19 protein-coding genes and 1 tRNA gene are annotated in these 26,990 nt (G+C 57.3%); 7 read left to right on the forward strand and 13 right to left on the reverse strand.

What is annotated here, in order from left to right:
• Nucleotides 1-61: 61 nt before the first annotated feature.
• The 3 genes from ACQRC0_RS04020 to ACQRC0_RS04030 all read right to left on the reverse strand — a co-directional run bounded on the left by ACQRC0_RS04020 (nucleotide 62) and on the right by ACQRC0_RS04030 (nucleotide 1,828).
• A complete protein-coding gene (locus ACQRC0_RS04020; protein WP_427727952.1) occupies nucleotides 62-520 on the reverse strand; it encodes a hypothetical protein in 459 nt (152 codons plus the stop codon).
• Between the two features lie 64 nt (nucleotides 521-584).
• Nucleotides 585-657, reverse strand: a tRNA-Ala gene (locus ACQRC0_RS04025).
• A gap of 232 nt (nucleotides 658-889) precedes the next feature.
• Complete coding sequence (locus tag ACQRC0_RS04030; protein ID WP_427727955.1) at nucleotides 890-1,828, reverse strand: radical SAM protein; 939 nt, start codon at nucleotides 1,826-1,828, stop codon at nucleotides 890-892.
• 534 nt (nucleotides 1,829-2,362) lie between these two features.
• Here ACQRC0_RS04030 and ACQRC0_RS04035 point away from each other — a divergent pair.
• The 3 genes from ACQRC0_RS04035 (at nucleotide 2,363) to ACQRC0_RS04045 (ending at nucleotide 5,287) form a co-directional block, all read left to right on the forward strand.
• Nucleotides 2,363-3,562, forward strand: coding sequence for an MraY family glycosyltransferase (locus ACQRC0_RS04035; RefSeq protein WP_427727958.1), 1,200 nt, complete (start codon nucleotides 2,363-2,365; stop codon nucleotides 3,560-3,562).
• A gap of 160 nt (nucleotides 3,563-3,722) precedes the next feature.
• Nucleotides 3,723-4,772: a tryptophan--tRNA ligase gene (gene trpS / locus ACQRC0_RS04040; protein WP_427727961.1), complete on the forward strand. Its 1,050-nt coding sequence runs from the start codon at nucleotides 3,723-3,725 to the stop codon at nucleotides 4,770-4,772.
• Nucleotides 4,773-4,993: 221 nt separating this feature from the next.
• Nucleotides 4,994-5,287, forward strand: a complete 294-nt coding sequence (locus ACQRC0_RS04045) for a DUF6485 family protein (RefSeq protein ID WP_195838532.1) — start codon at nucleotides 4,994-4,996, stop codon at nucleotides 5,285-5,287.
• Between the two features lie 420 nt (nucleotides 5,288-5,707).
• On the opposite strand, the gene ACQRC0_RS04050 is transcribed toward ACQRC0_RS04045, so the two are convergent.
• The 6 genes from ACQRC0_RS04050 to ACQRC0_RS04075 form a co-directional block, all read right to left on the reverse strand.
• Nucleotides 5,708-6,028 carry an MGMT family protein gene (locus ACQRC0_RS04050; protein ID WP_427727964.1) on the reverse strand — a complete coding sequence of 107 codons (321 nt, stop codon included), beginning with the start codon at nucleotides 6,026-6,028 and terminating at the stop codon, nucleotides 5,708-5,710.
• Between the two features lie 193 nt (nucleotides 6,029-6,221).
• Nucleotides 6,222-7,076, reverse strand: a complete 855-nt coding sequence (locus tag ACQRC0_RS04055) for a DegV family protein (protein WP_427727967.1) — start codon at nucleotides 7,074-7,076, stop codon at nucleotides 6,222-6,224.
• 119 nt (nucleotides 7,077-7,195) lie between these two features.
• Entirely contained in the window at nucleotides 7,196-7,645 is a 450-nt protein-coding gene (locus ACQRC0_RS04060; RefSeq protein ID WP_154515655.1) for a MarR family winged helix-turn-helix transcriptional regulator, read from the reverse strand.
• A 163-nt stretch (nucleotides 7,646-7,808) separates the two neighbouring features.
• The gene (locus tag ACQRC0_RS04065) at nucleotides 7,809-8,528 is read right to left on the reverse strand and encodes a B3/B4 domain-containing protein (RefSeq protein WP_427727970.1); all 720 of its coding nucleotides are present in this window, start codon (nucleotides 8,526-8,528) and stop codon (nucleotides 7,809-7,811) included.
• 224 nt (nucleotides 8,529-8,752) lie between these two features.
• Nucleotides 8,753-10,423, reverse strand: a complete 1,671-nt coding sequence (gene pckA, locus ACQRC0_RS04070; protein WP_427719537.1) for a phosphoenolpyruvate carboxykinase (ATP) — start codon at nucleotides 10,421-10,423, stop codon at nucleotides 8,753-8,755.
• A 262-nt stretch (nucleotides 10,424-10,685) separates the two neighbouring features.
• Entirely contained in the window at nucleotides 10,686-12,257 is a 1,572-nt protein-coding gene (locus ACQRC0_RS04075) for an L-lactate permease (RefSeq protein ID WP_427727973.1), read from the reverse strand.
• Between the two features lie 177 nt (nucleotides 12,258-12,434).
• Here ACQRC0_RS04075 and ACQRC0_RS04080 point away from each other — a divergent pair, with 177 nt between their 5' ends.
• Complete coding sequence (locus ACQRC0_RS04080) at nucleotides 12,435-14,009, forward strand: lipopolysaccharide biosynthesis protein (RefSeq protein WP_427727975.1); 1,575 nt, start codon at nucleotides 12,435-12,437, stop codon at nucleotides 14,007-14,009.
• A gap of 317 nt (nucleotides 14,010-14,326) precedes the next feature.
• On the opposite strand, the gene ACQRC0_RS04085 is transcribed toward ACQRC0_RS04080, so the two are convergent.
• The gene (locus tag ACQRC0_RS04085; RefSeq protein ID WP_427727978.1) at nucleotides 14,327-15,166 is read right to left on the reverse strand and encodes a metallophosphoesterase; all 840 of its coding nucleotides are present in this window, start codon (nucleotides 15,164-15,166) and stop codon (nucleotides 14,327-14,329) included.
• 325 nt (nucleotides 15,167-15,491) lie between these two features.
• Here ACQRC0_RS04085 and ACQRC0_RS04090 point away from each other — a divergent pair, with 325 nt between their 5' ends.
• Nucleotides 15,492-17,093 carry a potassium/proton antiporter gene (locus ACQRC0_RS04090; RefSeq protein ID WP_427727980.1) on the forward strand — a complete coding sequence of 534 codons (1,602 nt, stop codon included), beginning with the start codon at nucleotides 15,492-15,494 and terminating at the stop codon, nucleotides 17,091-17,093.
• Nucleotides 17,094-17,431: 338 nt separating this feature from the next.
• Here the strand turns inward: ACQRC0_RS04090 and ACQRC0_RS04095 are convergent, their stop codons facing one another.
• Nucleotides 17,432-17,623: a hypothetical protein gene (locus tag ACQRC0_RS04095; protein ID WP_427727982.1), complete on the reverse strand. Its 192-nt coding sequence runs from the start codon at nucleotides 17,621-17,623 to the stop codon at nucleotides 17,432-17,434.
• 115 nt (nucleotides 17,624-17,738) lie between these two features.
• On the opposite strand from ACQRC0_RS04095, the gene ACQRC0_RS04100 reads away from it, so the two are divergent.
• Nucleotides 17,739-18,095, forward strand: coding sequence for a nucleotide pyrophosphohydrolase (locus tag ACQRC0_RS04100; RefSeq protein ID WP_427727984.1), 357 nt, complete (start codon nucleotides 17,739-17,741; stop codon nucleotides 18,093-18,095).
• The gene (locus tag ACQRC0_RS04105) at nucleotides 18,088-19,830 is read left to right on the forward strand and encodes a DNA/RNA helicase domain-containing protein (protein ID WP_427727986.1); all 1,743 of its coding nucleotides are present in this window, start codon (nucleotides 18,088-18,090) and stop codon (nucleotides 19,828-19,830) included. Before ACQRC0_RS04100 ends, ACQRC0_RS04105 begins: the two co-directional genes overlap by 8 nt.
• A 99-nt stretch (nucleotides 19,831-19,929) precedes the next feature.
• Here the strand turns inward: ACQRC0_RS04105 and ACQRC0_RS04110 are convergent, their stop codons facing one another.
• Together ACQRC0_RS04110 and ACQRC0_RS04115 are read right to left on the reverse strand one after the other, a co-directional pair.
• Nucleotides 19,930-21,663, reverse strand: a complete 1,734-nt coding sequence (locus ACQRC0_RS04110; protein ID WP_427727988.1) for an ATP-binding domain-containing protein — start codon at nucleotides 21,661-21,663, stop codon at nucleotides 19,930-19,932.
• Nucleotides 21,664-21,665: 2 nt separating this feature from the next.
• Complete coding sequence (locus tag ACQRC0_RS04115) at nucleotides 21,666-26,978, reverse strand: DEAD/DEAH box helicase (protein ID WP_427727989.1); 5,313 nt, start codon at nucleotides 26,976-26,978, stop codon at nucleotides 21,666-21,668.
• Nucleotides 26,979-26,990 lie beyond the last annotated feature (12 nt).

The raw sequence follows: 26,990 nt of genomic DNA on the forward strand, positions 1-26,990 counted from the left end.
TGCAGAGGTTGAGGGTTGGACGAGAGCAGAGCATGCGGACATGACGCCCGATGCAAATCGGTTAGAGCAGGCCCATGCTGGTCATGATCGTGTAGCCCATAAAGACGACAAACGCGACCAAGGCGAGCGCGATGATGATCTTTTGAGCCGGGGCCATACCGGGGATCTCGCCCTCGGCCGTGGGCTCCTTAGAAGTGACCATGCGCTGGGCAAACGTCATCTCGTCACGGCTCGGCTTGGGCTCGGCGGGCTTGGGGCGGGCGGCTTTTTTAGGCTGAGGCTTGGGTGCAGCAGGCGCAGGCTTCGCAGCGGCGGGCTTGAGCGCGGGCGCGGGCTTGCGCTCGGATGCGGCCTTGGCAGCGGCCTCCTCGGCCTTCGCATGCTCGGCACGCAGGGCGGCCAGCTCCTCACGCTCGCGCCGGGCCTCTTCCTGGGCCTCGCGGCGGGCCTTCTCAGCGCGGAGCTCTTCCAACTCGGCGCGCTCCTCGTCGGACAATGGTTGGGAATCAAGCTCGGCCATAGTGCAGCCCTTTCTTTCAAAAAAAGCCGCCGACACAATGTCGACGGCTTATCAAATCCAAGGGTGGAGACGAAGGGAGTCGAACCCTCGGCCTCTGCCATGCGACGGCAGCGCTCTCCCAACTGAGCTACGTCCCCAGGACAAGTTGTTATTTTACCTACGGCTCGCCAACTGTCAACGCCCAATACCCAGTCTTTTTGGGACGGGGCTTTTTTGACTACTTTTCGGATGGTAGCTCGACCCCCACCGGGAGCAGTCTTTTTGGGACGGGGCTATTTTAGCTACCCAGGCAGATAGCGAAAACGATTTGGACGATTAACGGCAGGGGCAGCTAAAATAGCCCCGTCCCAAAAAGACTGCTCAAAAGAGCTACTTTGCGCTGGTGAGGACGCCAGTGGTGTCGAACGCCGGGGTAAAGCTCTCGTCTACCGCGCCGCCCTCTTGCCAGAACATCGTCGTAAAGCCCAGGTCGTCGGCATGGTCGAGCACCCGCTCGTACTCCTCGCGCGTCACGGCTCGCGCCAAGTCGCCGCCCTGCTCGCGCATGAGCGCATTGGGCGTGTACTGGTTCATGACCGAGATCGGCACATCACCCACCGTCTGCCACACCAGGTCCAACACGCGACACGAATCGTCCGCATGTCCCGGCAACACCAGGTGACGCACGATCATGCCGCGCTTCATGAGCCCATCCTCGTCCACCAGCTCTCCCCCACGGCGCTCAATCTCGCGCGCCATTTGCGCCAAACCCGACACGGCCACACGCGGGTAGTCCTTAATGTGGGAGAGCGACTGCGCAAGCCCCGCATCGGCATATTTAAAGTCGGTTAGCCACACATCGACCAGATCGCCGAGCGCCGCCACGGCACTCGCGCGCTCATAACCGCTTGTGTTGTAGACGATTGGAACAACCAGTCCGCGCGCCCGTGCCGCGGCAATCGCAGCCGGCAGCAGGTGCGCGTAGTGCGTCGCCGTCACCAAGTTAATATTGTTTGCACCCTGGTCCTGCAGCTCCAACATAATCTCGACCAGGCGCTCGGGCGAAATTTCAATCCCAAAATTGCCCGTCGAGATCTCGTGGTTCTGGCAATAGACGCATTTGAGCGAGCAGCCGCTAAAGAAAATCGTGCCCGAACCGGCCTCGCCCGAGATAGGCGGCTCCTCCCACATATGAAGCGCCGCACGGGCCACCTTGAGCGTGTCGTTAGCACCGCATACGCCGCGCGCACCCTCATCGCGCGCCGCACCGCAACGGCGCGGACACAAATGGCAGGCGGGCGAAAAAAGTTCGGTCAACGACGTCGGCATAAAAACATGCTCCAAAACAACGATTCAGCAGCTCAAACGCAAAAGGACCAACCGCGCAGACGGCTCGAGCCCAAGGCGCCGTAATCGTCCGACACGATTTTTGTAATGTCAAGACTGGAATCGATAAAGTGCAGCTTTATGATGTAAGTATTCCGCCCCCCGCGGAGCAACTGGGTGAACCGTCGCGTTTATTTAGGGAGCCCACACAGTCGTACGTAGTACAGGTATCCTTCGTTGTTAAGGACGCTGGAACGGTCGATGAGGGCACCCACCTGTTTTAGGTGGGTTCATTTTCGTAACGTGGGGGGTGGTTTTCTTTTGCCGTTTTTGCCAAAAATAGCCATCGCAGATCCCGTATGACACCCAACGGCACTCGGCAGAACCCCCGCCACCATCCCAATATCTGGTAAGCGCGTGATTATCGATCGGCGCGATTCCCCGCACCCCCTTTGGTCGAGTATCATGGGTCAGCTATACCCTTTGCGGCATGGCATCCTTTGACCTTTTCCTTCGACGCTTGGCGGTTTTTGATACATGGCTTCATCCACGAGCTACATACCGTTCCTTTGCGTGGCAGCCGCGGCATATATCACGACCTTCCTTACGGTGCCCCTGGTTAAACGTCTGGCAATCAAGCTCGACGCCGTTGACTATCCTTCAAAACGCCGTATCAACACCAAGCCCATCCCGCGCTTGGGAGGTACGGCGGTCTTTTTGGGCCTGGTCGTTGCCTGCATCGTTCAGATTATGGGCACCTGGCATCTGGGCTGGCCGCCCGTCTTGGTCCCGCATCCGCGCCTGCACATTAGCTACCCCATGCTGGCGCTTTCTTTTACCGTCATTTTTGCGACCGGCGCGATCGACGACGTCTTCCAGCTTAAGCCCAAGCAAAAGCTCGCCGGCCAGGTCCTCGCCGCGCTCATCGCCTGCGTGGGTGGCCTAAAAATCGGCGTCATCCTCAACCCGCTTGCCCCCGGCGAGATTATGCTCGGCTGGCTTGCCTACCCCATCACCGTGGTCTACCTGGTGGCGTTCACCAACATTATCAACCTTATCGACGGCCTCGATGGCCTGGCCACAGGCATCTGCGGCATCGCATCGTTCACGATGTTCTCGATGGCCGTTCTCTCGGGCCGCATCGATGCCGCCGCGCTCTCCATCGCGTTGTTTGGCGCCTGCCTGGCCTTCTTGCGCTACAACTTCAACCCCGCGAGCATCTTTCTGGGCGACTCGGGGTCGCTGCTGCTGGGCTTTGCGCTTGGTTCCATTTCGCTGCTTAATGTGAGCCGCACCGCCGCGCTCACCTCGCTTATCATTCCGCTCATCGTTGCCGGTGTGCCCATCATCGACACGTTTAGCGCCATCGTGCGCCGCAAGCGCGCCCACATTAGCATTGGGCAGGCCGACAAAGGCCACATCCACCACCGCCTCATTCAAGAGGGCTATAACCAGAAGCAGGCTGTGCTGCTTATCTATGCCTGGTGTGTCCTGCTTTCGGCCGGTGCGGCCGCCATCAACCAGGTCGAAGTCCCCATGCGCGTGCTCATCTTTACCGTCCTTGGCATTGGCTCGGCAGCCTTCGCCAAGCACCTGCACCTGTTTGAGCCCGTGCTACGCCACCATTACAACAAGCGCACGCACGAAGACGAGCTGATAACCCCCGACGACCCCGCCTTTAAGCAGGAGGAGCAAGCGGCCGAGGAGCGTAAGGGAGAGCGCCACCACAGGCATTAAGGTTTGCTGCAGAAGGTCGCTCTGCTTACCGTCGGCCGCTCGTGACCGCGCCTCGACCGCCACGCATGTCTCGCCTTACCACCCCCCCTGCCCACTTTCGCCCGCCCCTCTCAATAAACGCGTTATCATCTTGACCCATGAACATACGTTAGGAGCAATCATGCCAAACGAGAACAGCTACGAAGTCGCGCTGCAAAAGAGCAACGCCATTCGCGAGGGCCTGGCCAAGACGCCCGAGAAGTTCACCATGCTTACCGGCGACCGCCCCACCGGCCGTCTGCACCTAGGCCACTACTTTGGCACCCTCAAGGGCCGCGTGGAGTTGCAGAATATGGGCGCCAAGACCAACGTGCTCATTGCCGACTACCAGGTCATCACCGACCGCGACACCACCGAGCACATCCAGGACAACGTGTATAACATGGTCATGGACTACCTTGCCTGCGGTATCGACCCCGACAAGACCATGATCTACACGCACTCCGCCGTGCCCGCCGCCAACCAGCTCATGCTGCCGTTCCTGTCGCTGGTCTCCGAGGCCGAGCTGGCGCGCAACCCCACCGTCAAGGCCGAGATGGAGGCCTCGGGCCACGAGCTCACCGGCCTTCTGCTCACCTATCCGGTACACCAGGCCTGCGACATCCTGTTCTGCAAGGGTAACGTTGTGCCCGTCGGTCGCGACCAGCTGCCGCACATCGAGCTCACCCGCACCATCGCCCGCCGCTTTAACAACCGCTACGGCAAGGTGTTCCCCGAGGTCGACGCGCTGCTGTCCGAGACCCCGCTGCTGCCCGGCCTGGACGGCCGCAAGATGAGCAAGAGCTACGGCAACGCCATCAATATCTCGATGACCGCCGAGGAGACGGCCAAGCGCATCAAGAAGAGCCAGACCGACTCCGAGCGCATGATCACGTTCGACCCCGAGAACCGCCCCGGCGTGTCCGGCCTGCTTTCGACGGCTGCCATCTGCACCGGCCGCTCCGAGGTCGAGATTGCCGAGGAGATTGGCATGGGTGGCTCTGGCCAACTCAAGAAGTACGTGACCGAGGCCGTCAACGAGTACTTCGCACCGATCCGCGAGCGTCGCCAGCGCTATGAGAACGATCTGGACTATGTGAAGGACGTGCTGCACGAGGGCAACCGTCGTGCCAACGAGATCGCCGAGCAGACCCTGGCCGAGGTTCAGGACGCCATGGGCATGGTGTACTAGTCGAGAGCAATAAACAACACTCAAACTAAACCGCCGCGATTGGCACAATCCTCGTTGCGGCGGTTTTGTTTTCTTCAGAGGTCGGTCGCCGAGATATTCAGCCGCTTGGCAGAACCCCTAAGTCGCAAGCACCTTGAGGCTATATCCTGTTAAGCAATGACACCCTATTGTTTAACATGCGGCAGCTTTTACGGCAGACCCGACCGACCGGAAGGAGTCCCATGAGCTCAGTTGCGTTTTGTACCTGCAACGACCGGAAATGCCCATTTAACCCTGTCAACCACGAGAAGGGCTGCACACCGTGTATCGCTAAGAATCTGCACGAGCACGAGATTCCAACGTGCCTGTTCAACGCGATTTCTCCCGATCGGCTTGAGGCCGATAAAGACGAGTGGTCGTGGCAAGCGTTCGCGCGGCATGTAGAAGCATATCTGGGAAGCGACAGCCCAAGAATCCCCGCAGGCGAAGAAGCGCCGCAGGGATTTACCAAGATCGGTTGCTGTAAGCGGGACTAACAATCAAAGTTAGTGCCCCCCTAAAACCAAACGTCAGTACCTCATTATGGGATAACAGACCTGATGGGTTTGCCCCATGCCTACAGGAAAGCGCCCGCCGACCATGGCAGCCGGCGGGCCCGTTCCCGAAGTACACCGTTGAATCGCACAGAGGGGAGGAATGCGAATCAAACTCAACAGGGCAGGCTTTTTCATCGCCTATTGCCTGCTCCGTTGTTGAATACAATATAGTTCGCCTTTGTTTACTTTACAGCGTCAAATCGTGCCGCCATACCTTCTCCATAAGTTAGCCACGGTAAACCTAACAAATAGGGACTGATTTATTTTGGCAGGTTTTTTCTGGAGAAACGTCAACGGCGCCGGCGTTCCACCGCAAAGGGGACAGGCACCTTTGTAGTGGTTTTGGCCACGGCAGAGCCGCTAGAGCCCTGCTGGCCAGCGAAAGGCGGCCAAGTCGACGTGCATGTCGTCCTTAAACGCCACACCCTCCCCTAGCAAAAGCTCACGCTGTGCATCGGGGCCGCCAAAGGCAAAGCCCTCACAGATACGGCCGTCGGCAAACACCACGCGGTGACAGGGAATCTGACCGGGCCGCGGATTGCTATGCAGGGCATACCCCACATACCGCGCGCTTCGCGGACGACCGGCAAGCAGCGCCACCTGACCATACGTGGCGACCATCCCCTCGGGGATCTGTTCGACCACCTCGTACACCCGCTCAAAAAAGCCCTCAGACGCCATCGATGCTCCTTTCCGCCCGCAACAGCATAAATCAAATGATCCCTCGGGGACGGCAGGGTTGCGGATCATTTGCGGCCTCCGTGCGGCCGATGGTCCGCAACCCCGTCATCGCCGAGGGATCACATGGCATAGCAGGTAGCGTTTGCCCAGATAAAACCTGCCAAAATAAACCTGTCCCTTTTTGGCAGGTCGGTTAGTTGGCAGGCTGGAAGAAGGCTACTGCTACGGCACCGGGGCCTACATGGGTGCCGATGGTGGCGCCGATGGTGTGAACGGGCAGCTCGCCCTCGGTGTGGCCAGCCCACAGCGCGGCGCTATCCTCGATATACTTCTTGAGCACCGCATCCGAAAGGCCCGTATAGCCGAGCGCCAGCGGCATGGAAAAGTCGACGCCGCCCGCCTTTTCGACCTTTTGGTTCAGCAGGTTGCGACCGTTCTTGGAACCGCGCGCCTTGCCCAGCTGCACGATCAGACCGTCCTCGGCAGCCACCACGGGCTTTACGTTGAGCAGCGTACCCACGGCGCCGGCCGCAGCAGACAGGCGACCGCCGCGCACCAGGTACTCCAGCGTCTCGAGCAGGCCGATAACCACCACGCGGTCGCGCACGGCCTCAACCGCCGCCGCGATCTGGGCAGCGCCACGGCCCTCGTCCACCAAGCGCAGGGCATACTCGACCAGCACGCGCTCGCCCAGGGTGACGTTGTTGCTGTCTACCACGAACACATCGCCGCCCGGTGCCTCGGCAAGTGCGGTACGGGCACTCTGATTGGTGCCGGAAAGCTTAGCGCCCACGGTAATAATCACGGCCTCATCGCCGGCCTCACGAACCTCGGCGATAGCCTGCGAAAACGCGTACGGGTTGACCTGACCGGTCTTGGGCAGCTCATCGCGCTCCACGAGCATCTCGTAAAAGCGCTGGTGATCGATGTCGACGCCATCCATGTACACATCGGTACCAAAGGTGACGGACAGTGGCAAAACAGCCAGTGCCGGGTGCTCCGCCGGCGACATATCGCTTGCGGAATCGGTAATAATGCGGACGGACATAGCGAATCCTTTCTTGCGCAGGTCCCGCGCAGGGAATTTTGACAGCAATGTCCCGGCACGGTATACGCGCTCAAACGGGACGATGCAGTTGTTAAAGGGAAGCAAATGCCTAGGCGGCCCTACAGCTCGCGCAGGGTGTCGAGAATCGTACGCAGCGACGCGTACATCTGCTCGCGCTGCTCCACGCCCATGGCCTTGCCGGTGGCATCGAGCACCTCGCGAATAATGCGATCGGCCTCATTCATGCTCTCGCCGCCCAACGTGGTCAGGCGAACCGGGGCGCGATACTTAACGGCGGCATCGCCCGAATCGTCGACCTCGACGTAGCCGCCCTCTTCCAGATGCGCCAGCGTGCGCGAGACGGCAGCGCGGGTCACGCCTGCCATGCGGGCGAGGTCGGCACCAGTCAAGCCGTCCTTGCTGCGCTCAAGATAGTACAGGCACATGATATCGGAACCCTTAAGGCCCAGCCTTGCGCCCTCAGATGCCTTAATGCGCTGGATCTCCTTGTAGAGCCCGCTAATCAGTCCGACAAAGTCCTCAAAACGTGTCTCGTCGTTCTGCTGCATGGGAGACGACCGCCTTTCGCTTGCATGATGCTAACGGGTAAACATCTTAGCCACATGCCCGAACCCCCGTACCCAAATATCCCAATTGTTAACTCATCAACATAAAAACCACCACAAAGGGGATAGCACCTTTGTGGTGGTTTGTGTGGTGGTTTGGCCCGAGCTAGAGCTCCACGCGCGGGTTATCGCAGGTCACAAGCGTCTTGACGACAACCGTCGCTCCCAGATAGCGCTCAAGCAGCTCGGCTAAGCGATCGATCGCGGCCTGACAGTCCCCCATTCGCTCGGGCTCAACACACTCAATCGCCAGGAACGCATCGGCAGAATCGTCGGACAGAGCCGTTCGAACGCCGTCGCGCCAGTTCCAGCAGCGGCACACGGCACCCGCATCATCGATGTAGGCGAGCTCGCCGGGCAGCGTCGGGTCATCCGCCTCCTCGCCAAGCGGCAGGAATGCATCGCCACCGTCGGTCACCTCCAAGCGAAGGTCTCCCTCAATCGCGTGCAAATCCTCGCCTCCCACGGGCAGCGCGTAGGTCAGCGACACCGTGTTGTAAATATCCACCGCCGGTGTGATATGACCGACCGGTTTGCCCTTGAGCACGCGCTTGAGCAAGTTCTCGATCGAGCAGCGGGCGCCCTTTTTAGTCTTGAACAGGCGATAGGCCTCGCGCCATGCCTTGACCGGCGCGTTCTCGCTGATAGTATCGCTGGTTAGATGGCGCTCCGCATCGATATTGGCGCGATCGAGCAGCGCCGCAATCGCGTCCACGTCCTCCTGGGGAATCGTAGCCGCGGGCTTCATGCCCTTTACGACCACGACGCCGACCGTCGCCTGTGGAAATAGCTCCCAAAATGAATCCTCGGCAACAAAGCCCTTCATACGTGCTCCTTTCGCAATTCGCGCCAACGCGAGCGCCTAAACAAAAAGCGCCCTTACAGCGGCCACCTTCAAAGTCCTACGGTGCCGTCACAAGAGCGCTTACGCTGTCCCCATCCGGAGAAGGGGACGATATGTCAGGCGTATTGTAGCCCGAGTCATCCGTGCGAGCAAAATCACCACAAAGGCGCCTGCCTCTTTGCGGTGGATATGGACTCGAGGCGACGCTAGTGGCGGAGTCCCAGCAGGCCGCGGCCGCGATGACGGGCCTCGGCGGACACCTGAGCGTGCGGGCCGGCGGCCTTGACGGACTCGGGCAGGTGCGAGTACTTCTTCTCGAAGTTCTCCTCGAACATCACCGCCAGGTTGTGCGCGGCCTCGTCGTAGCGCGCTGTGCTCTGCCAGTACTGGCGCGGCACCAGGATGCCGTCCGGCACACCGTGGCACGTGGTGGGAATGTCGACATTAAAGATATCGTCGTGCAAGAACTCGCTGTCCTCGATGGTACCGTCGAGGGCGCGTGCGACCAGGGCGCGCGTGTAGGCAAGCTCGATGCGATGGCCCACGCCATAACCGCCGCCAATCCAGCCGGTGTTGAGCAGATAGACGCGGGTGCGACCGTCGGCGATACGCTCGCCGAGCATCTTGGCATAGACCATAGGGTCGAGCGGCATAAACGGCTCTCCGAACAGCGAGGAGAACGTAGGCGTGGGCTCGGTGACGCCGACCTCGGTACCGGGGATCTTGGCGGTGAAGCCCGTCACAAAGTGATACATGGCGGCATCGGCCGTCAGGCGCGAGATAGGCGGCAGCACGCCAAAGGCATCGCAGGTCAAAAACAGCACGACGCTCGGGGTGGTGCCCATGCCCTTGGTCCACGCGTTGGGGATATGCTCGACGGGATAGGCAACGCGCGTGTTGTGCGTGATCGAGACGTCATCGTAGTTGGGCTTGCGGTTCTCGTCGAGCACCACGTTTTCGCAGATCGCGCCAAAGCGAACGGCGTTGAAGATCTCGGGCTCGTGAAACTCGTCCAGGCCCTCGCACTTGGCGTAGCAGCCGCCCTCGATGTTGAAGATGCCCATGTCGGACCAACCGTGCTCGTCGTCGCCGATCAGCAGGCGCGTGGGATTGGCCGAAAGCGTGGTCTTGCCGGTGCCGGACAGGCCAAAGAACACGGCGGTCTCGTGCGTGACGGGATCCATGCTGGCCGAGCAATGCATGGGCAGCACATCGTCCTCGACGGGCAGCAGGTAATTCATGACGCTGAAGATGGACTTTTTAATCTCACCGGAGTAGCCGGTGCCGGCAACCAGAATCACGCGCTCCTGGAAGTTGATGACCACGGCGGCGCTGGAGTTGAGGCCCTTGATGGCGGGGTCGCACTGGTACCCGGGTGCCGCGAGCACGCAAAAGTCCGGCTCGCCGGTGCGCGCAATTTCGCGAGCGAGCGGACGGGCGAGCATCTGCTTAATGAAGAGCGCCTGGCTCGCGCGCTCGCAGGCAACGAGCAGGCGACGCGTGTGGTTGCGGTCGGCACCCGCCATGCCGCGCGTGACGAACACGTCGCGCTCGTTGAGATAGTCGACGATGCCGGCCTTGATGGCCTCGTAGCTCTCAATCGAAAGCGGGCGGTTGACGGCGCCCCAGGCGATCTTGTCGTGAACATCGGGGGTGTCAACGATAAAGCGGTCGTTGGGAGAACGGCCGGTGCGCTCCCCCGTCTCGATTACCAGCGCGCCGTTGGATGCCATGCGGCCCTCTTCACGGCGGATGGCGTGCTCGACGAGCTCCGCAGCAGGTAGATCGACCAGCAGACGCGGCTGATTCTCGGCGGGATCTTCGACCAGCGTAATACCAAAGTTGGACAGAACTTCTGCAGGGGTAACACCAGGCATGGGGCCTCCTTTAAAAGCGCGTCACGCGGGCGCGGCGCGCACTTTACTCACGTAAAGCCCGTTGTACCCGATATGCAAAAACGTTTTTGCCGCAAGGGGGGCAAGCCCGCCCAACGGTCAAAAATCCCAGGCAAGCGGCCTAGTTATTGGGTAGTCATTGGGGACGTTCTTAAACGACGAGTCGTTGGGGACACTCTTGAACAGGCAACATTCAAGGAGTGTCCCCGGATGCCGGCACAAAAGAAGCGTCCCTAAGTGCCAACTATAGCGGCAAGCCTTGGCCGAGCATGGCGATGGCGCTCATAAGGATCAGCATGCCGGCGGCGTAGGGCAGGACGGCGCCCAGGAGCTCGGCATCCTTGCCGCGCACGTGCACGGCGGCCAGGCCGATGGCGAGCGTCTGCGGCGAGATCATCTTGCCGGCAGCGACGCCAAGCGCGTTCAGCGCGACCATCCAGTAGTCGCTCACGCCCAGCGCGGTGGCAGCCTGGCTCTGGATGGGACCAAACAGCATGCCAGAAGACGTGCCCGAACCGGTCACGAACGCACCGACCGCGCCGATCCACGGAGCCAGAACCGGGTACAGGCCACCGGCGACCGCAATGCAAAACGCGCTGATCGAAGAGATCATGCCCGCATAGCCCATAACCTTGGCACAGCCCAGAACCGAAAGCATGGTAATGACCGTCGGCATCATCTGCTTGACGGTCGCGGCCAGTACCTTGCCCATCAAGCGCGGCGAAGCACCCTGAATGGCGCCGCCGACAAACGCCGCCAGGAAAATCCAGACGCCCGGCGTGTTGATCCACGAAAACGTGAGCGTGCCGGGGTTCTCGCCGCAATACACCTGCACCTGGCTCGCAAACGGTGCGAGCGCAGCATGCACGGCAGGCACCAGGTTAGACGTTCCCAACAGCAGCACAAAGATAAGGATGAAGCACGACCAAGCCGAAAGCGCCGACTTAGCGGTGAGCTGCTCGCCGGCCTCGATATTCATGTGGAAGCGTGCGTCCAGATGCCCCGACTTCTCGGCACGCATGGCAAGCGCAGCTGTCAGCGCGAGCGAAACGATGGAACCGACGACGACGGCAAGCTCGGGACCCACAAACATGGCAACGACAAGGGCCGCACCGGCAAAGGACACGCCGGAGAGCACGGCGATGCCCGCCACGCCGTTCAGGCGCTCGGCAACGCCCGCAACATTACCCTGGTCATCGGCGACACGACCCGCAACCAGCACGATAAACAGAGGCATCATCGCAAAGAAAGGCGCCAACTGCACCATCTGAACGGTCGCCAAATGCAGCGGGTCCAGGCCCACCAGACCGGCAACGGACACCGTGGGAATGCCAATGGAGCCGTAGGGCGTGGGCACGCCGTTGGCCAGCAGACAGATGAGCACGGCGGGCACGGCCTCAAAGCCCAGGCCCGCGAGCATGCCGGCGGGAATAGCAACGGCGGTGCCAAAACCGGCCATGCCCTCCATAAAGCCACCAAAGCACCAGGCCACAAGCAGCGCCAGCAGACGGCGATCGCTGCTGATGGAGGTGATCATGCTGCCGATTACGTCCATGGCGCCCGTGCGAACGCACAGGTTATACGTGAACACCGCGGCGATGATTACCAAAACGATGGGCCACAGGGCCATCAAAAAGCCTTCGAGCGAGGCGGTCGCGATCTGCGCTGCCGGCAGGTGCCACCATGCGAAGGCAAGCACGCACGAAAGGACAAACGAACCGATGGCGGCTTTCCAAGCTGGCCATTTAAAGCACAGCAGCATCACGACAAGCCAAATGATCGGCACAAGAGCCAGCAAGAATGCGGCGACGTCCATAGGTAGAAGCTCCTTGGTGCCGCGCGGGCGGCATCGTGGTATCACATAACTTCAACAGGATACCGCACGCTCACCGACAATTTACTGCCGCCCCCCGAAAATATTGAACAATCCGTTCAAAAACATGAGTGATACCGTCGCGTCTATACTAGAACGCAGCAATAGAAAGGACCCGCCTTGAGCATCTCGCCCCTCGATAGCATCCGCCGCGCCATCGCCCGCCGCAACGGCATCGCCAACCCCGCTGTATCGGGCGGGGCGCACGGACAGGGCGGCCGCATCGAGAATGGCCTCTTCCCCGCCTCGCACACCGCCGAGGAGCTCGCGCGCATCCAGGAGCTGAGTCAGCGCAACGCCGGCGGGCCAAATAGCGGCCAGGCCACACGCCGTCGTCGCGAGCGCGATCGCGAGCCCGGTCCTGTCCGCCGTATGGTCAACGCCTGGTGGAACCGCCTGCTCGGCGCCGTCTACGGCGGCGGTTTCTCCATGCAGGAAGCCGAATACGAGGAGCACGCCACCCGTCGCGACTACCTTTGGAACACCCTCGGCACCGCCGTGTGGGGCATGGCGTTTCCGCTGCTCACTATCGTGTCTACGCAGCTTGTAGGCGCCGAAGAAGCCGGCAAGTTCTCCATCGCCTTTGTCACCGGCACGCTCATCATGATCGCGTGCAACTACGGCGTGCGCAATTTTCAGGTCTCGGACATCGACGAGAAGACGTCCTTTGCCTCCTACCAGCTCAACCGCTGGCTTTGCGGAGCTCTCGCCCTAGGCTGCGGCCTCATGTACAGCAGCGCCCGCGGCTATGACGCGCAGATGGCGACGATCGGCCTGGGCGTCTACCTGTATAAGGTGATCGACGGCATCGCCGACGTGTACGAGGGCCGCCTGCAGCAGGCCGACAAGCTCTATTTGGCCGGCATGAGCCAAACGCTGCGCTCCGTCGGCGTCATCGCGGTCTTTAGCGCGGCACTGTTCCTCACGCGCAGCATGCCCATCGCGGCCATGGCCATGGGTGTTACAGCGATCGCCTCGCTTGTGCTGGTCACCGCCCCGCTCGCCCTGCTCGAGACCGAAAAATCGCGTCGCGTGAGCATACGCGAAGTCGGCCGCCTTTTTGCGCAGTGCGCCCCGCTCTTTGGCGCGCTCTTTTTGTTCAACCTTATCGAGAGCATGCCCAAATTTGTGATGGAAGGCACGCTGGCCTACAAATATCAACTGTATTTTAATGCCCTATTCTTTCCGGCGCAGGCCATTTTGCTGAGCATTGGATTTATCTATAAACCGCAGCTCTTACGCTTGTCGAGCATTTGGGCTAACCCGCGCAAGCGTCACCGCTTTGACTTAATTATTGTCGCCGTCATGGCGCTGATCTTGGGTTTCACTGGCGCATGCGCCGCGTTTATGGCAGGCCCCGGCATTCCCCTTATGAGCTTTATGTACGGCCTCAACTTTGAGCGCTACCGCACATTGGCGCTGCTGATGGTCGTCGCCGGCGGCATCACCGCAGCCATCGATTTTATCTACGCCATTATCACAGTGCTGCGCCACGCCGGCGATGTCACCAAGATCTACCTCATTTGCTTTGCCGTGAGCGTGGTGGTGCCGATGGTCCTCATCAACCTACTGGGGCTAATGGGTGCCGTCGTGAGCTACCTGGCTATCATGGCCCTACTGCTGGTGCTGTTGATTGTCGAGTACGCCCACATTCGCCAGCGCATAGAACGAGCCCGCAACCCGTACGGTGTCTAATTAGCTGCCTCGGCCACCGGAATTTGCGATGGAATCACCCCGGCTGGGGTCTCGTCGCGGACAATATGCATCACGCAAAACTAAGTGAGTAGACTTTTACCGAATCCCCGACCACACCTACAAAGCACAAGTCTGTGACCTGCGGTTTTATTGAGGCAAATATGTTGGGTGCTCGGCATTTCCAAAAAAGTCTACTCACTTAGCCAGCGGGCATCCAAATGATTATGTAATCCACGTCCCAGAAAAATCATTTGATGGGCAGAAGGGCAAAAGTAGTCAAAAAAGCCCCGTCCCAAATTAGCTACCCTTTGCACCGATTATTCGCCGGGCAGAATGTTCGCATAGAACTCCGCACCATCATCCAGGCGCAGGATGCCGACGCGGCCGAACTCGGAGCCGGTGGCGGCGGCACAGTCGATGTCGATGCGGTCGGGAACGCCGGCGGTATCCTCACCGCCCAAGCGCACCATCTGTCCGCGGCCCGACTCCTCATCGAGCCCTGCCAGGCCGCCGACCTCGCAATAGCGCCCCAGCGACACCGTTGGCGTGTGGCCGCTCACCACGACCGGACCCTTGCCCTCGGCAGATAGCAGCCCCGTCGGGGCATCCCAATAGCCATGGCGAATCCACAGCAAGTCATCGGACGACTGCACGGCAAGCATTTGCTGCAGCAACTCGCTATCGGCATCGACCGCTCCCCTGCCGTCACCGCAATCGACACCATGCTCAAGCAAAAACGCACGCGCTGCCTCGGTCTGAATACCGGCGTGCACCAGCAGATACGGACGCTCGGCAGTCTCTGCCACCGCATAGAGCGGCAGGGCGGCGGCCCAGCGCACCAGCTCCTCGTATGCCTCAAACTCCATATCGTTGAGCTGCTGGCGCGTGGTCCAACCGCCGTTGATGTCCCAGGTCTCGGCATCGAGCGGGTCCTGGCCGATGATCGCGTCGAGCATAATCTGCTCGTGGTTACCCTTAAGCACGCGAGCGTTGGACAGCGAGCGCACCAAGTTGATGACGCCGACCGGATCGGGACCGCGATCGATCATGTCACCCAACACGTACAGCGTGTCGTCGGACGTCAGCGAGATCTTGGAAAGGGCCTCGTCCAGCGCGCGCACGTGCCCGTGAGCATCGGATGTCACATAGATCGCCATGGAACGCCTTTCCCTGCATTACGGCCGAAGCCCGGAGCCACAACTAAAACTTCAAGTTGAACTTAAACGTTACCCATTGTACTCCGTTGCAATAAAGCTGGGAAGGGCCACGCGTCGCCAACGGTCGTTAGCAGCCGCACGCCCGCGCGCGCAGTTCACGGTGCACCGCCGGCAGCTGATTCCCGGCCAGCTTCGCACACGCCGCAGCCTCGTGTCGAAAATGCGCACGCCCGCAATCCGTTCCCATAAACCCACCATCTTTGGGTACAAATAACCGCAGACAACTGACCGTGCCACGCCAACCACCCAGGAGCGGACACTATCCATGAACCAGATACTTCTTTTTATCGGCCTCGTCATCATTTTGTGCCTGACCATCAAGCCCGTCGGCAAAAAACTCCCCTTCCCCACCCTGCTCATCTTTATCGCGCTGGGCATGCTGTTGGGCGTCAACGGCCTGGCTCACATTGACTTTAGCGACTACGCGCTTACCGAAACCGTCTGCAGCACGGCGCTGCTGTTCATCATGTTCTACGGCGGCTTTAACACCAACATCGACCGCGCCAAGCCCGTCGCCGTACCCGCAGTGCTGCTGAGCACGCTCGGCGTCGTCATTACCGCCGGCATCACGGGCGCCTTTGCACACTTCGCACTGGGCTTCGACTGGATCGGCGGCCTGCTGCTGGGCTCGGTCGTGGCGTCGACCGACGCAGCGAGCGTCTTTAGCGTGCTGCGCGAGCACAACCTTTCGCTGAGAGGTGGCACTGACTCGCTGCTCGAGGTCGAATCGGGCTCCAACGACCCCGTCGCTTACATGCTCACCGCCGTGCTTGCAACCCTTGCGGCCGGCGGCGACATTAACATCCCTGTGCTGCTCGCCAAGCAGATCATCCTGGGCGTGGGGCTGGGCCTTGTCATCGGCTGGGCATCGGGCCGCCTGATCGAGCGCGCGCACGCAACAGCCGAGGGCGCGCAGACCATCTTTTTGTTCGCCGTGGCCATCGTCGCCTACGCGCTGCCGAGCTATCTGGGCGGCAACGGCTTTTTAGCCGTGTACCTTGCCGGCATTGTGCTGGGTGCGAGCGACATCACCGGTAAGGTCAAGCTGGCGCACTTCTTTGACACCCTCACCGAGATGGCCGAAATGACCATCTTCTTTTTGCTCGGGCTGCTCGTGACGCCCGCCCGCCTGCCGCAAATGCTGCTACCGGGCCTGGCGCTCATGGCGTTTATGCTCTTCGTGAGCCGCCCCATCGCCGTGGGCACGCTGCTGGCGCCCTTTAAGTCCAATCCTCGCCAGGTCGCACTCGTAAGCTGGGCGGGCCTGCGCGGTGCCGCTTCGGTCGTGTTTAGCCTCTTTGCCGTGGTGGCCGGCGTTCCCGGCGGGCACGACCTGTTTGACCTGGTGTTTGTAATTGCCGTGTCGAGCATTGTGGTGCAGGGCTCGTTGCTGCCTGCGGTGGCAAAGAAGCTCAATATGATCGACGCGGAAGGCGACGTGCGCCGTACGTTTAACGATTACCGCGACGAAGAAGGTATGTCGTTTGTCAAGCTCAAGGTGGGCACGGGTCATCCGTTTGCCGGGCGCTCGCTCGCCGATATTGGCAGCGCCACGGACATGCTCGTAGTCCTGGTGCTGCGCGACGGTGCACACCCGGTGCTGCCCAACGGCGATACCGTCATCGAGGAAGGTGACCTGCTGGTGATGGCCGCGCCAACGTTTGAAGAACGTGCCGAGGTTACACTGCGTGAGGTCACCGTGACTCCCCACGGGCGTCTGGCGGGGCTGCGCCTGCGCGATGTGCCACAAGGCAAGCACCCCTTTATCGTCGTGATGCTCAAGCGCGACGGCCAAACCATCATCCCCGACGGCAACACCCATATATACGCCGGCGACGAAGCCGTCATCGCCACCCTGGCGTCGTAGCGGCAAGGGACAGCCATCCCGAATTGGCTACATTTGAGCATCAATCGCCCCGGCTGGGGTCTCGTTGCGGACAATTAGCGCCTCTCAAAACTAAGTGAGTAGACTTTTGCCGAATCGCCGACCACGTCACCAAAGCACAAGTCTGTGGCCTGCGGGTTTGTTGAAGCAAATTTGTCGGGTGCTCAGGATTTCCAATAAAGCCTACTCACTTAGCCAGCGAGCAGTCAAAATAGAACGGTCGCGAGGTCAGTAGACTCCATTGCGACGGCTTATCTTGTATGTTCGCGCAGCTGCGGGTGCAGACGCTCCGTCTCAAATTAGCTACCCTAGTCACATTCCTAGTCATCGTCGACGGCAAAATCACGGAGGTCGAGGCCTTCGCGTTCGGCTCGGGCTAGGAGCTCTTGGGGCGACTCATCCTCGATATCCACTACGTCGAGCATGGCAGCCGGAAAGCCCACGCCTGCTGCACTCCCCGCGCGATCGAGCAGGCTCTCGCGCAGTTGGTCCACATCAACTTCGATCTTCATGGTGAAACCTCCCACCGGGGAATCGCGTCTAAACAAACCGCACATCCCAAATGATGTGCAATAAACCCCAGATACGGTCATAATAAAATAATGAACATCTGGGAGGTTGCGGACGATGGATAAGCTCGATGCCATGACGGAACAAGTCAGGGACTATTGTGATGCACGCGACTGGCGCAAATATCACACGCCAAAAGAGCTTGCCATCGGCATGGCGACTGAGTCCTCCGAGCTCCTTCAGCTCTTTCGTTTTATGAGCGACGAGCGCATTGCAGAAATGTTCGAAGACACCGAGCAGCGCCAAGTCATCGAAGACGAAGTCGCCGACACGCTCCTTTTCCTTCTGCGTTTCGCAGATTTAAATGAAATCGACCTGCCAGCGGCGCTTTCGTCCAAGCTCAAGCGCAATGGCGAGCGCTATCCCGTCGACGCATCATCTAACGAATACAGAAAGGCGGACCATCATGAGTAATGAGTTCGCCCTTCGGCAATACACGCTTCCCCTGCCCCAGCCCTTTGAGACAAGCGAATCACTTCAGGACTTTGGAACGCCAAAGCCTGGAGCCCATCATGACGAGAGTTGGCCCGTCCTTTACATTCTTACCAACAGCAGAAACAAGACGGCATACATCGGCCAAACAACCAACTACCAGCGCCGTATGAAACAACACGCTGCAAACGTGGACAAGGACTTCGACCGGACCCTTCTGATCGACAATCCCACCTTCAACCAATCCGCAACGTTCGAGTTCGAGAATCGACTTATTGAGCTGTTCTGTGCCGACGAAAAATACCAGGTCACCAATGCCAACAACGGCTATGCCCAATTCGATTATTTTGAGCGGCCTCAATATCGCCAGAAGTTCCGAGACCTCTGGACAAAGCTTCGCGAAGAAAACTACGCGATTCATCCGATTGAAGAGCTCGAGAACTCCGATCTGTTCAAGTTCTCACCTTTCAAGACGCTTACGCCCGACCAATACGAAACGATCGAGACGATTTTTAAACGTCTCGAACAGGAGCATGAAGACGCAAAACATGGCGGCTCAAAAAGAGAACGTATAACCGTCGTGAATGGCGCACCGGGAACAGGTAAAACAATCCTCGCCATCAGTCTCATGTTCAAAATCAAAAATGAGCCCAACCTTTCCGGCCTGCGAGTCGGTTTTGTCACCCCCATGGATTCCCTGAAGAAGACCCTCAGGAAACTCACGCACTTCCTTCCAGGGTTAAAGCCTGGCGATATCTTGAGCCCCAGCGATGTTACCAAAAACGATCGGTATGACATCCTGCTTGTCGACGAAGCACATCGACTAGGTAATTATCTAAGCATGGGCTCCGGCATCAAGGCCTTCTATAACACCTGCGATCGTCTCGGCCTCCCACATACGAGCAACCAAGTTGACTGGATATTCAAATGCTGCGACAAGGCATATCTGTTTTATGACCCCAAGCAGCAAGTCAGGGCATCCGGCCTCAATCGAGACGGCCTTGAGCAGCGACTCAATCAGCTCGAAGAAGCAGGCATTGAAACTGAAGAGTTCAGCCTAAGCACACAAATGCGCGTACGCGGTGGTGACGAATACCTCGATTTTGTCTATGACTTACTCAACAACAAGGCGTTTATGCATACCGGCATGAAGTTCAACGAACTCTTTTCATCGGAGCCTTACGATTCGCGAGCCGGGGATCCGGACAGCGATATCCCCAGATACCAGTTTGGAATCGTCGACCGATTTGAGGATTTCTGTTCCCTGCAGCAAGCCAAGGAAGAAGAAGTTGGTCTATCCCGCATGACGGCAGGTTTTGCGTGGAAGTGGGAAACGAAGAAACACAAAGACGCTTTCGACATCGTCATCGAGGGCATTCCCAAACGTTGGAACTCAACCCAAAAGGATTGGGTTAATTCTGCCAACGCCGTCAACGAGGTTGGATGCATCCACACGGTGCAGGGCTACGACCTCAATTACGGATTCGTCATTCTGGGGCCAGACATTTACTACGACACCGATAAAGGAGCCGTCTGCGTTAACAAAGCGAACTTCAAAGATGCTGTCGCAAAGAAAAAGGCGAGCGAAGATGAGCTACGGAAGATTATCGTCAACGCCTACTATGTCCTCATGACGCGTGGCATGCTGGGAACGTATCTCTATGTGTGCGACCCCGCACTCAAGGAGTATTTGTCGCGGTATATCCCGGTGATATAGGCTGGCGCCCACACATGACATGAATAGCAACGAAAGCAGCAGCGAAGCTCCTAGGAAACAATCTCGGATTCACAAAGGGCGGTGGGGCGCGCCGGCGCCCTATCCAACCAATACTGCTCCCAGAACATTTGCGAGCTTCTTGGCGGGGCGCCTATTCGCTTTTTCACCCATCGCCACGAGCGCATGGTTGCAGTCATCCCCATTCATGTCGCAAACAATTCTAAGCTCATGCCGTGCCCTCGAAGCAGCCGTATAAAACAGAGTTCCAGGCTCAGGCATGTAGCTCATGGACGGCTGTTCCCATAAGGCTTGATCAACATCAATCATAATTACCGCAGCAGCCTCCATCCCCTTGAACTTCCTCACCGTATGGACGGGAACCTTCTGACCTTTCCATCTCTTTAAGCTCAGATCGCCAGTGAAACAACTCGACAGCTTAGAGTTTTCCAGTGTCTTGCATGTGATAACCACAATGTCATTAATACCAGCGTTCTTGAGTAGATCAATGTGCTTATCCACAAATGCCTCTTGCGCGGCGGCGTCACAATCAATCATAAGCAATGGAGGTTTTCCGAGCCTAGCCATAACCTGCATTCTAAAACCATGCGCCTCACCAAGAGCACTCAAGGAAGACCTCTCGATAGCCTCCGTATTCCGGCAGTTTACATAAAGCGTTAGCTTGCAATCGGCATCCATAAGGAAGCTGGGCATAGTTGAGCCTTGGACAAACTGCCTTTTGTCGTAGAAGAGGTACATCGTGCTTTCCGGCCTCGAGTCCACGATAGAACGCAAGGTTTCGAGCACCATCGCATCTTCAATGGGTTTGAGGCCAAAGTCTTGGCCTTCATCTATTACGATGTGCTGATAGGGAAACGAGTCAGGGTGCTCCATGAGTTCTTCGGTCAGGCTGGCGTAGTTTGGCTCGAGAGAATTGCAGACCTTGCAGGCGTAGCCCGGAATTGTATAGACGTCAATTTCCGGGACATCGTCGCACCTTCTAGTAATCTCTTCCTTCAAAAGCGAGTTAAAGCACAAAAAGAGAACCCTGCCCGTACAGGCGGCCTGCCTAGCTCTCTCAATTGCAATGAGAGTTTTGCCAGTTCCTGCCGCCCCGTTAATTACCGCTGTCTTCTGATCCTTTATGAAATTCAACACGCGAGCTTGCGAGTCCAGCAGCCTTGCGAACACGAAGTCGTTATATCGATAGTCCACCGAATTCGTCGGGACGATATCGAACTCCGGCAAGAGCACTTTATGCAAGACCTCTTGAGCCTCGGTCTTGGAGAGTCTCGTCTCCCTTCCCCCGACTTCCATACTCATGATGCGAACTATTTGAGCAGTTGGATCTCCAAGGTCTGTCTTGCACAGAGTAATATCGCGAGAAGCCTCGGGGGAGTAATCAATAAAGCCAAGTTCATGTGCCCCCAGGGACGGAAGCCAAACCGCATGAGCAACCTTGCACCTACCGCAAAGCTCTCCTAACCCTACATCCTCAAAGCGATTAATGAGCTTCCATTTGATGCTATCCGCCTGCCGATAAGGCCCTCCATGCCTCCTCATCGATATGCCGCTACCGTATAGCCACTCGCCGTTTTCGCAGCGAATCTTTCCCGCCTTCGCCTCGATGACAAGGATACCGAGCCTGCGATTAAACACGACGAAATCGGCTTCCCTCTGCTCAATAGCGTTTCCATCCACAACATCCAACATCTTGTATGAATGGATAACCGTAAAATCATCGGGAAGCTTGCTCAGCGCGTAATAAATCTCCCCCTCACGGCTCCGATCGTCGTATTCAGCCGGGCCAAGGCTCGGTATCATTCTTGCAGCCACAGCTACGCCTCTTTATAAATCTCGTCCATCACATCTTTGGCGGAGCACTCGCCAACGACAAACAGGCTCCAACCCGAAATGTTGCGCCAAGCAGGCCCAAATACATCTTTGAAATCGCTCGCCGCTTCTTCATCAAGAAGAATGACCTTGGACTTACGCCAAACAAACGTGGCGTAAGCGCTGTCGCCGCTAGCATTAGATAGATCCACGTCTTTGTCCGGAGTCTCCCAACGCAAATGCGGATCGTAGCTCGCCATCTCGCAAACCAGCTCGGCCCATTCATCCGTAGAACCAGATTGGATTGACAGTTTCATCGCTTCGGCCAACGATAGCGCCTTGTTGTTTGCGCCATCATCAGAGGCATATAGCTCAAACCCAGCAACCGAGTCCGAGGAATCCGGCTCGCAATCGAGTTCTTTATCCTCATCGGCATTGCCGGCAGAACAAACGGAAGGCGATACAGCAAGAAGAGTCCCCAAAATTCGCTTTGCAGCGCCTCGAGAAAGATTCGCCTGCACAGCTTGGTTGTAATAATTTGCAATACAACCGTAGCAGCAAGTTTCTTCACCGCATCCGCAATGACCGTCTACGACCTTATATGCCTCTTCAATTAGTTCCGCCACCTCTTTGCTGAGCTGGCGCACATGACCGGCTCCTCCAGGCACGTCATCATAGATGAGTATTGAGAAGCTGCCTGCATCATTTTTGTATGTAGTCCCTCCGAGTTCGGTCTCGGGAACCTCAAGGATTTTAGCCGCAGCGGTAACCAGCGCCCACATCACAGCTTCCCAGTCGCCATCGCAGCAAACCGTCGCCGCATCAAAATCAAATACGAGCTCGAGAACGTCGCTCACAAATGCCGTACCCAGTGCGCTGAACCTATTAATCTTTGGAGCAGCGCCGCTCTTCTCGCACCAGTAGGCATGTTGAATCTTCTCTCCACCAACAGCAGCGCGATTGCAGTAAGAGCAGACTTGGAAACCCTTAGCAGGGCTATTGAGCACACAAAGTTGCCCGTTTTCGGCATATTTTACTTTCACCGCACCGCCAGGTAAACAAAACTCTCCGGTCGCAGTCTCGTTAGGCCAGTGCTGGCTAAAGTGCACCGATGCATACCCCTTTGGCCTCGGCCTTCTAAGCCCGATGCCTTTTTTGTTTTCTGTGCCGACAAAACCATAGGAAGGTATGAGCATATTCTTTTCGAGAGCAAACTCGGTATGGCAAACGGGGCACTCGCCTTTATCACTGTAGTTTTCAATGGGCCATACAAATGTTTCGCAATTTGGGCACTTTCCATACCTGCGCTTTCGCAACTCTTGCCCTTTCGGCTTTCTGAGTCCGACGGACTTCCAAAGCGTCTTGCCGGCAACGATTTCCGCCCCCGGTGCATATTCCCTAATGGCTTGACGCATACCCCTAGAAAGCTCGAGCCTGTTCTCACCTACAGAATTCTCAATATCAAGAAGATGGAGCTCTACGAGATCAGTCGGAAACCCGTACTTAGGCAATACTCCGTTCTCGGCAAGAATTGCGATAGTTCTCTCCTTCTTGAGTGCATCCCTAGACTTTAAAAGCTTGGATGCGAGAATGTCGTTGACGCCCATATTCAGCTCAATACCATCCTGAACACGCTCAAAATCAGCATGCTTAAGGCTATGTGCAAGGAGAAGCCTGCCACCGCCTCCATTCTCAGCCGAATCGATTGGCCCAACGAGCTTTGCTATCCACCCCCACTCGTTTACGCCAACTTCTTCCGCCACAGGCATGCCTTGCGGAACAACGCGGACGAGCTGTTCATAGACACTCTTTGGCCGCGATGCAAGGAAGCGGCGAAGATCTTCGAGGCCTTCCGGCTCCGATTTAGAAAGATCCATAAAGTCGTTGTATCCATGAGAGTAGTCTTTACCCAAGCTCCGGCTCGCGTAGCGAAAGAACTCAGACATAGCGACAGCGAAAACATGCCGTATCGCAATGGCATCGTTATTCAGATAACACATTGGCACTCTCGTGTTGCCGCCAATTATCTTGGCTGGGTCCTCAAAGTACGCGACATCATGGGGCCGCAAGCGAGCAAATGTGATGGCATATCCAGGCTTGCCAGCGCGGCGTCCAACGCGTCCAGCACGCTGTGTGTAGTTTGCAGTGCTGGGCGGAACATTTCTCATAAAGATTGCCCTCAAATCACCGACGTCTACACCCAGCTCAAATGTCGTTGTGCAACTCAAAACATTAACGTCGCCCTTAATAAAATCGCTCTGTATTTCCCTGGCCTTTTTAGAAGACAGCTGCGCCGTATGCTCTTCGATTTTGAGAGGAAGCGCCTCATCTTGATATACCGTTTTATAGTAGCGGTCTTTGCCTCTTGCCTCTGCGAAGCTCATTTTCACCATCGTGCCGTTGCATTTCGTTGTCATGCAAACACCATGCGTATCCAGGTGAGTCTCACATCCGCACGCATCACAACGATAGACAATATCATCGTTGGAATGCGGATACATAGTCCAAATATCTCTGCCAAGCCTAAAGTGTTCACGCGAATCGATCAGATATCCTTCGCCCCTAAATAGCTTGCAACTTAGATACTCCCCCATAAACTGGAATAGACTTTGCAGAATCGGGCGAACGTCCTCACGGGTCAGCTCGATACCGTGGACCCTTTTGACGTACTTGCGAATAAAGGCGCTGCGCTTATTTTCTGTACCACGTACCGCATCTCCCGCAAACTGAACAATATCCTTTGACGCAGAGCTGTCGCTCTCAAGCACGACAAGGTTGCCGCGCTTCTCATGATTGTTTCTTAGTTCAGGGACCCCTTCAGGAACCTCGATAACGTTTTTCTCTCGGAGCAGTTCAAGACAGGTCCTTGCAAACAAAATGTAGTCTTCGCATGAAAGCCAGGTGGCCCCATCGGCATTAAGTATATCCACTTGCCTTGCGACAAGCTTTTTCGCCCCAGGATGGGAAAACCCCTTGTTAAATTCAGTAGGCTCGATCCTTACAACGCCAAGGCCTTCAAGGCTGTTCCGCGAATCCTCGGCCGCAAGCTCATCGAGAACCCAGGCCGTCGCCTGGCCCCTCTTGTTGGAACCCAAGACCCCCGGATATCGCCTCTTTGCAACACTTGTTATCCAATCAATAACTGAGCTCGGCTTACAGCCTTCACCGTCGCGAGACAGAGCCTCCACCGCTTCTCTTATCAGCTGACGACGTGTGATGTTTCCATAAGTTCTGTCCAATGCGGGCGCGAAGAAAGCCGCGTCCTGGCGCTTGTCCGAGAAGCAAATAACACTTCCGGCCCTGCGTTCTTCATCGAGGTCTGCAAACAAATCATCCTCGTCAGCCTCCTCATCAAAAGGAGGAATATCCCTGACTAAGTCGTAGCAAACGACACTGCCCGCAGCTTCAGGCGAAACGCGCATAGGCTGAATTGCCACAACGGACTGATATCCACAATGGCGACAACGCGCTTCTGCCTCATCTGCTTGTTTTTTCTCGTTTTGGTTGAGCGCAATTGGGATGCGGGCGACAATCTCATGCTCGAAACGATGAGCACCACCCTCGGCTTCATGATACAAAGACCCGCATATCGGGCACAGCCATTGGATCTTCTCATCGGGATCTCTCTCCGATTCGTCAGAGAGAAGACGGTAATAGACCCTCGGAAGAAATTCGTCGTCGGAATCCGTTCCTTCATGTCGAGGACTAAGCCACGCAGTCTTCACCTCGGGATCGGAGCTCTCCTCACCAAGGATGTATGCCTGCCCACAGTGGCGACAGACCGACACCTCATATACAGGAGTATCGTTTACATCGTCATAATGCTCCGCAATCGTTTTGTGAGGAGTCAGCTTACGTGTATGCAGATTTAAATAGATGCCCTCAGGAGCACGCAAGAAGGAATGGTAGCGACTCGTAAGAATGGGGACATCCTTGGAGCGCTGCGCAGAGGAAAGCACCTCAACCATGGCAGTGAGGATTTCCACACCTCTCTTATCTCCCGTGAGCCCTTCGATCTCAAGCTCCTCAATGGTGTCAAGATCAGTGAGGTCGAAAAGACGCTCGCAGCGTCTCACCAGTTTTGCCGCAGACGATTCACCCAGAAGGATCTTTCCTAGTCCCATTAGGGGGGACTCGCCGTCTAGTCTCGCTACAACCTCTTCAGGAGCTCCACCAGATGCGAGTGTGCTGCGAATGTCTTCTACGTTTACGTTTTCAGGATCGGAAAGTTCCCTGCGAAGTTCCGCCCAAGTGTCTAGAGAAAGCGTGCCCCAAGGCTTTTCATCAAGAGCATCTTGGGGCTGATCTTTCTCGCTCGTGATGACATCGAGATCTGCGGGATCACCCGAGAAAGGCTCGCCAAAAAGATCCCGAGCAAATTTAGCCACCTTCGGCATATCTTCTTCCGAGCCGATTGTTGCGGAAGTTGCGTAACAATGAAGCTTGGGCAGCTCCCCCGTTTCCGATTCGATACGAGCCTTTACTCGACGCAGCAAATATGCGATTTCGGTGCCAAGCGCGCCCGAATAAACGTGCGCCTCATCGATGGCGATATGCCGCCAGTTTGCACCAAATGCCCCTTCGAACAGCGGCGCATCCTCCGGACGTAGAAGGAGATACTCAAGCATAGAGTAGTTTGTAAGCAAAATGTTGGGTGGATTCTCACGTATTTTCTCGCGAGAGATGATTTCATTTGGCAGTCTGGTTTGATCCGGGTTTTCGTCTTTCCACTTACGGAGAGCCACGGACTCTTTCTCCTCTGTGTCGCCGGTATAACGCCCGAAGGTAATATCGGTCCCCTTCAGCAACTGGCGCAATCGTTTAAGCTGATCGTTTGCAAGGGCGTTCATCGGGTAAAGAATCATGGCACGGACGCCAGCGGAGCGCCCACTCTTTTCAAATTCTGAGAGGATGTCATTCAGAATCGGAAGCAAGAAGCACTCAGTCTTACCCGAACCCGTGCCCGTAACGACGGCGTAATTACACCCGGCAACGCTCTTTTCAATAGCCTTAACTTGATGCACATATAAGGGGCGATAGGGGTCAAAATTACGTGCCTCTCCGCCGCCTAAACTCATCATGCCCTTGCAGAGAAACCCCTCGTCCACCAGGTCGGCCACAGTTTTATCCTTGCGGTACGGAGGCGCCGCCTCAAGAAACGGTCCCTTTGCAAGATATCCCGGCTCGCAGAGAATCGTCTCAAGCTGCTTCTGCAAATCCGCGTCATCAAAGTGAATAGTAGTGGCAATGTATTCACGATAAGAGTCCTCCACTTTGCGCGCAGTCTCAATGGGGTTGAATTCTTTTACATCCGTCATTATTTGCTCCCG

This window comes from Collinsella sp. SGI.033 (genome assembly GCF_050315135.1).
Lineage (GTDB): Bacteria > Actinomycetota > Coriobacteriia > Coriobacteriales > Coriobacteriaceae > Collinsella.

Excerpts from the sequence above, each read along its gene's own strand:
- ACQRC0_RS04100 (WP_427727984.1), top strand. The coding sequence starts at position 17,739 with ATGGATAAGCTCGATGCCATGACGGAACAAGTCAGGGACTATTGTGAT.
- ACQRC0_RS04075 (WP_427727973.1), bottom strand. The coding sequence starts at position 12,257 with ATGGACGTCGCCGCATTCTTGCTGGCTCTTGTGCCGATCATTTGGCTT.
- ACQRC0_RS04090 (WP_427727980.1), top strand. The coding sequence starts at position 15,492 with ATGAACCAGATACTTCTTTTTATCGGCCTCGTCATCATTTTGTGCCTG.
- trpS (WP_427727961.1), top strand. The coding sequence starts at position 3,723 with ATGCCAAACGAGAACAGCTACGAAGTCGCGCTGCAAAAGAGCAACGCC.
- ACQRC0_RS04035 (WP_427727958.1), top strand. The coding sequence starts at position 2,363 with ATGGCTTCATCCACGAGCTACATACCGTTCCTTTGCGTGGCAGCCGCG.
- ACQRC0_RS04095 (WP_427727982.1), bottom strand. The coding sequence starts at position 17,623 with ATGAAGATCGAAGTTGATGTGGACCAACTGCGCGAGAGCCTGCTCGAT.
- ACQRC0_RS04060 (WP_154515655.1), bottom strand. The coding sequence starts at position 7,645 with ATGCAGCAGAACGACGAGACACGTTTTGAGGACTTTGTCGGACTGATT.
- ACQRC0_RS04055 (WP_427727967.1), bottom strand. The coding sequence starts at position 7,076 with ATGTCCGTCCGCATTATTACCGATTCCGCAAGCGATATGTCGCCGGCG.
- ACQRC0_RS04030 (WP_427727955.1), bottom strand. The coding sequence starts at position 1,828 with ATGCCGACGTCGTTGACCGAACTTTTTTCGCCCGCCTGCCATTTGTGT.
- ACQRC0_RS04115 (WP_427727989.1), bottom strand. The coding sequence starts at position 26,978 with ATGACGGATGTAAAAGAATTCAACCCCATTGAGACTGCGCGCAAAGTG.
- ACQRC0_RS04045 (WP_195838532.1), top strand. The coding sequence starts at position 4,994 with ATGAGCTCAGTTGCGTTTTGTACCTGCAACGACCGGAAATGCCCATTT.
- ACQRC0_RS04085 (WP_427727978.1), bottom strand. The coding sequence starts at position 15,166 with ATGGCGATCTATGTGACATCCGATGCTCACGGGCACGTGCGCGCGCTG.
- pckA (WP_427719537.1), bottom strand. The coding sequence starts at position 10,423 with ATGCCTGGTGTTACCCCTGCAGAAGTTCTGTCCAACTTTGGTATTACG.
- ACQRC0_RS04020 (WP_427727952.1), bottom strand. The coding sequence starts at position 520 with ATGGCCGAGCTTGATTCCCAACCATTGTCCGACGAGGAGCGCGCCGAG.
- ACQRC0_RS04105 (WP_427727986.1), top strand. The coding sequence starts at position 18,088 with ATGAGTAATGAGTTCGCCCTTCGGCAATACACGCTTCCCCTGCCCCAG.
- ACQRC0_RS04065 (WP_427727970.1), bottom strand. The coding sequence starts at position 8,528 with ATGAAGGGCTTTGTTGCCGAGGATTCATTTTGGGAGCTATTTCCACAG.
- ACQRC0_RS04050 (WP_427727964.1), bottom strand. The coding sequence starts at position 6,028 with ATGGCGTCTGAGGGCTTTTTTGAGCGGGTGTACGAGGTGGTCGAACAG.